Source organism: Pseudomonas sp. P5_A2_2, from assembly GCF_054177685.1.
The window spans coordinates 1-4,395 of sequence record NZ_JBGCUL010000359.1 but is presented as its reverse complement, the minus strand read 5'-3'; the positions used below and the strand labels follow the sequence as shown (position 1 = coordinate 4,395).

The 4,395-nt window shown below is 59.5% G+C and carries 4 protein-coding genes; 3 read left to right on the top strand and 1 reads right to left on the bottom strand.

Going from position 1 to position 4,395, the window contains the following annotated elements:
* Positions 1-1,810 (bottom strand): DNA translocase FtsK 4TM domain-containing protein (locus ACXRVY_RS18290; protein ID WP_458237924.1); only part of this gene is annotated, 1,810 nt, incomplete at its 3' end.
* A gap of 305 nt (positions 1,811-2,115) precedes the next feature.
* Between ACXRVY_RS18290 and trxB the strand changes: the two genes are divergently transcribed.
* The 3 genes from trxB to ACXRVY_RS18275 all read left to right on the top strand — a co-directional run.
* Positions 2,116-3,075, top strand: a complete 960-nt coding sequence (gene trxB, locus ACXRVY_RS18285; protein ID WP_223461583.1) for a thioredoxin-disulfide reductase — start codon at positions 2,116-2,118, stop codon at positions 3,073-3,075.
* Positions 3,076-3,137: 62 nt separating this feature from the next.
* Positions 3,138-3,818: a leucyl/phenylalanyl-tRNA--protein transferase gene (gene aat, locus ACXRVY_RS18280; protein ID WP_223461581.1), complete on the top strand. Its 681-nt coding sequence runs from the start codon at positions 3,138-3,140 to the stop codon at positions 3,816-3,818.
* 57 nt (positions 3,819-3,875) lie between these two features.
* Positions 3,876-4,395 (top strand): arginyltransferase (locus ACXRVY_RS18275; protein ID WP_458237923.1); only part of this gene is annotated, 520 nt, incomplete at its 3' end.

Genomic DNA, 4,395 nt, shown 5'->3' with positions numbered 1-4,395 from the left:
GTTCTTCAACCTTTTTGCCGACGATCATCATCATGTCGGCGAATTCGTCGACTACGACCACAATGGTCGGCAGCTTTTGCAGGAGCGGCGCTTCGTCGTGGATGCTTTCGCGCTTGTACAACGGATCGCTCAACGGCTCGCCGGCGTCCTGGGCTTCCTTGACCTTGGCGTTGAAGCCCGACAGGTTTCGCACGCCCATCTTGGCCATCAGCTTGTAGCGCCGCTCCATCTCGGCAACGCTCCAGCGCAGGGCGTTGGCGGCGTCCTTCATGTCGGTGACCACCGGGCACAGCAGGTGCGGAATGCCTTCGTAGATCGACAATTCCAGCATTTTCGGGTCGATCATGATCAGCTTGGCGTCTTCCGGGCCGGACTTGAACAGGATCGACAGGATCATCGCGTTCACACCCACCGACTTACCGGAACCGGTGGTACCGGCCACCAGCAAGTGTGGCATTTTCGCCAGGTCAGTGATGACCGGCTTTCCGCCGATGTCGTGGCCCAGGGCCAGGGTGACCGGGGATTTGAAGTTGTCGTACTCGGGGGTCGACAACACCTCGGAGAAGCGCACGATCTGCCGGTCTTCGTTGGGAATCTCGATACCGACGGTGGTCTTGCCCGGAATCACTTCCACCACGCGCACGCTGGTCACGGCCAGGGAACGGGCCAGGTCTTTGGCCAGGTTGGAAATGCGGCTGACCTTGACGCCGGCCGCCGGCTGGATTTCGTAACGGGTAATCACCGGCCCCGGGTGAATCGAGTCCACTGTAACTTCAACGCCGAATTCCTTGAGCTTGATTTCCAGCAGGTGGCCAACCGCCGCCAGGGATTCAGGCGAGTAATTGAGCTGTTTCTTTTCCGCCGGATCGAGAATCGAGATCGGCGGCAAGGTGCCTTCGACGGCGCTGTCGACGAACAGCGGCGTCTGCTTCTCTTTTTCGACGCGCTTGCTCGGTGCGGCAGGCTTTGGCGGCGCGGGTGCAATCACCGGTGGCACCTGCTTCTCGCGCTCGGACATGTGCTTGCTCAGGGCTTGCTCACGCTCGATCAACCGCTCCTTGACCTTGGCCTGCTCGCGCTTGTCGGTGACGGTCGGCGCGACCACTTCATCCATACGGTCGTCGACTTCACGCAGCTGTGCGACCAGTTGCTTGCGCTCGGTACGGGCCGCCCACCAGCGATTGGCCGCGCCCTGGAACAGTTCGAACAGGTCGAGGGTGATCTTGCCGGTGATGTCCATCACCCTGAACCACGACAGGTCGGTAAACACGGTCAGGCCGAACAGGAACAACGCAATGAACAGCAGCGTACTGCCCTGGATATTCAGGGCGTTCCTGGCCAGGTCGCCGAGGCTTTCGCCCAGCGCACCGCCCGCACCGGCCGGCAGACCGGTCGCGGCATGGAAATGGATATGGGCCAGAGCGGCGCCCGACAGCACCAGGAACACCAGACCGATCAGGCGCCAGGAAAACAGCCAGCCACTCCACTGCCACGGTTCGTGACGCTGACGGAAGATCTGGTACGCCTTGATCGCCAGCAGCAACGGGAAGATGTAGGCGAAGTAACCCAGCACCATGAACAGGATATCGGCGCTGTAGGAGCCCGCTGGACCGCCGAAGTTCTGCACGTCGTCGATCTTGCTGTTATGACTCCAGCCCGGATCATCCTTGCCATAGGTCAACAAGGCCATCATCAGGAACAGGCACAAGGCACCGATGGCGATCAGCGCACCTTCCTTGAGTCGGTAGTGCAAGTGCTGGCGCCAGAGCGGAACGACGGCTGGTTTAGGTGCTGCGGTGGATTTCTTCAAAACGCTTCTTTTCCTGCGCCATGGGCGCGTCCATCTGTTGAATGACTATAAAAACTGCCGAAAACTGCCCAATCCAGGCAGGTAAAAAAGTTAACACGTGTTACCGGGACTACTTTTAACACTGTGCCCCGGTTTTTATAAACACGGCGCGCAATGAATATAGGTAACACGCAKGGCATTGTACGGGTTTGTACGCACGACGCCATGCTTGAGCCCCTTGGGTGTAGCATAGTCAACAGCGCATGACATGCCGCTCAATTTGAGCATGCATTCTCTTTTGTGACAAAGGCTTATGAGGTGTTTTTATGAGCGAAGCGAAGCATTCACGCCTGATTATCCTGGGCTCCGGCCCTGCCGGTTACAGCGCAGCCGTTTATGCCGCCCGCGCCAACCTCAAGCCCGTTGTCATTACTGGCATACAGGCAGGTGGCCAGCTCACCACCACCGTCGAAGTCGACAACTGGCCAGGCGACGTCGAAGGCCTGACCGGACCGGTGCTGATGGACCGCATGCAAAAACACGCCGAGCGCTTTGCCACCGAGATCATTTACGACCACATCCATACCGCCAAGTTGCAACAACGGCCGTTCGAACTGATCGGCGATGGCGCAACTTACACCTGCGACGCACTGATCATTGCCACCGGCGCTTCTGCGCAATACCTGGGTTTGCCATCGGAAGAAAGGTTTGCTGGCAAAGGGGTTTCGGCGTGCGCGACATGCGATGGATTTTTCTATCGCAATCAGGTGGTTGCGGTGGTCGGCGGCGGTAATACGGCGGTCGAGGAAGCTTTGTACCTGTCGAACATCGCCAAGGAAGTGCACCTTATCCATCGACGCGACAAGCTGCGCTCGGAGAAGATCCTCCAGGACAAACTCTTCGAAAAGGCCGCCAACGGCAATATCCGCCTGCACTGGAACCAGAATCTGGACGAAGTGCTCGGCGATGCCAGCGGCGTGACCGGCGCCCGCCTGCGGGACAGCCACACCGGCGAAACCAGGGAACTGCCACTGGCCGGGGTGTTTATCGCCATCGGCCATAAACCCAACACCGACCTGTTCACGGGCCAACTGGAGATGCGCGACGGGTATCTGCTGGTCAAGGGTGGCAGCGAAGGCGATGCCACCGCTACGGCGATTGCCGGTGTGTTTGCCGCCGGTGACGTGGCCGACCACGTTTATCGCCAGGCCGTTACGTCTGCCGGGGCCGGTTGCATGGCGGCGCTGGACGCCGAAAAATACCTCGACGACATTCCTGCCGTTTGAAGGCACACTTTACGGCGGGCCAACACCCGCCACTGCCCTCCCCTTCTGCAAGCCCGGATGCCATGCTGACTTGGTTACAACGCAATACCTTGCATTTCCCACCGCTGGAAAAGGCCATGCGCGACCCCAACGGGCTGCTGGCTGCCGGTGGCGATCTGTCCGCCGATCGGCTGGTCTCGGCTTATCGCCACGGCTGCTTCCCTTGGTTTTCCGAAGGCCAGCCGATTCTCTGGTGGTCTCCGGATCCGCGCACGGTTCTGTTTCCCGACGAATTGCACGTCTCACGCAGCCTGAACAAACTGCTGCGCCAGCAACGCTATCAAGTGACCTTTGACCAGGACTTCGCCGCCGTTATCCGCGCCTGTGCCGCGCCCCGGGATTACGCCGAYGGCACCTGGATCACCGAGGCCATGCAGGACGCTTATATCGAGTTGCACAGGCGCGGACACGCCCACTCGGTGGAAGTGTGGGACGGAGACGAACTGGTCGGCGGGTTGTATGGCCTGGCAATGGGCCAGCTGTTTTTCGGCGAGTCCATGTTCAGCCTCGCCGACAACGCTTCGAAATTCGGTTTTGCCACCTTGGTGCGGCATCTGAAAGACTCGGGGTTTGTGCTGATCGACTGCCAGATGCCCACCGACCACCTGCACAGCCTGGGCGCCCGCGCCATTCCTCGCCGTGAATTTGCCAGCTATCTGGCCAGGCACCTGGACCAAGCCAACACCGCCACCTGGGTTTGCTGAGCGACTTTCTCCCGTGTGGCTTACACTTATTCAAAAGCATTATCCCGAGGGTTGATCATGACCGAGTTGGCGCGTTTGAAGTTCTATGCCACTCAGCCGCACTCTTGCAGTTATCTGCCCGATGAGCAGGCCACAACCCTGTTCCTCGACCCTAGTCAGCCCATGGATGTGCATGTCTATGCAGACCTGTCGGAGATGGGGTTTCGTCGCAGTGGCGACCATCTCTACCGGCCGCATTGCCAGAATTGCAATGCGTGCGTTCCGGCGCGTATTCCCGTGGGACAGTTCACGCCCAACCGGCAACAGAAACGCATCTTCAAGCGCAACGCGGATTTGCAGGTGCGTCCCGCCAGGCCCGGCTTCAACGAAGAGTACTTCGACCTTTACCAGCGCTATATCGAACAGCGTCACGCCGATGGCGACATGTACCCGCCAAGTCGCGACCAGTTTTCGACATTCCTGGTGCGGGACCTGCCGTTTTCACGCTTTTATGAGTTTCGCCTGAACGGCCGGCTGCTGGCCGTCGCCGTCACCGATTTACTGCCGAACGGTCTTTCGGCGGTCTACACCTTCTACG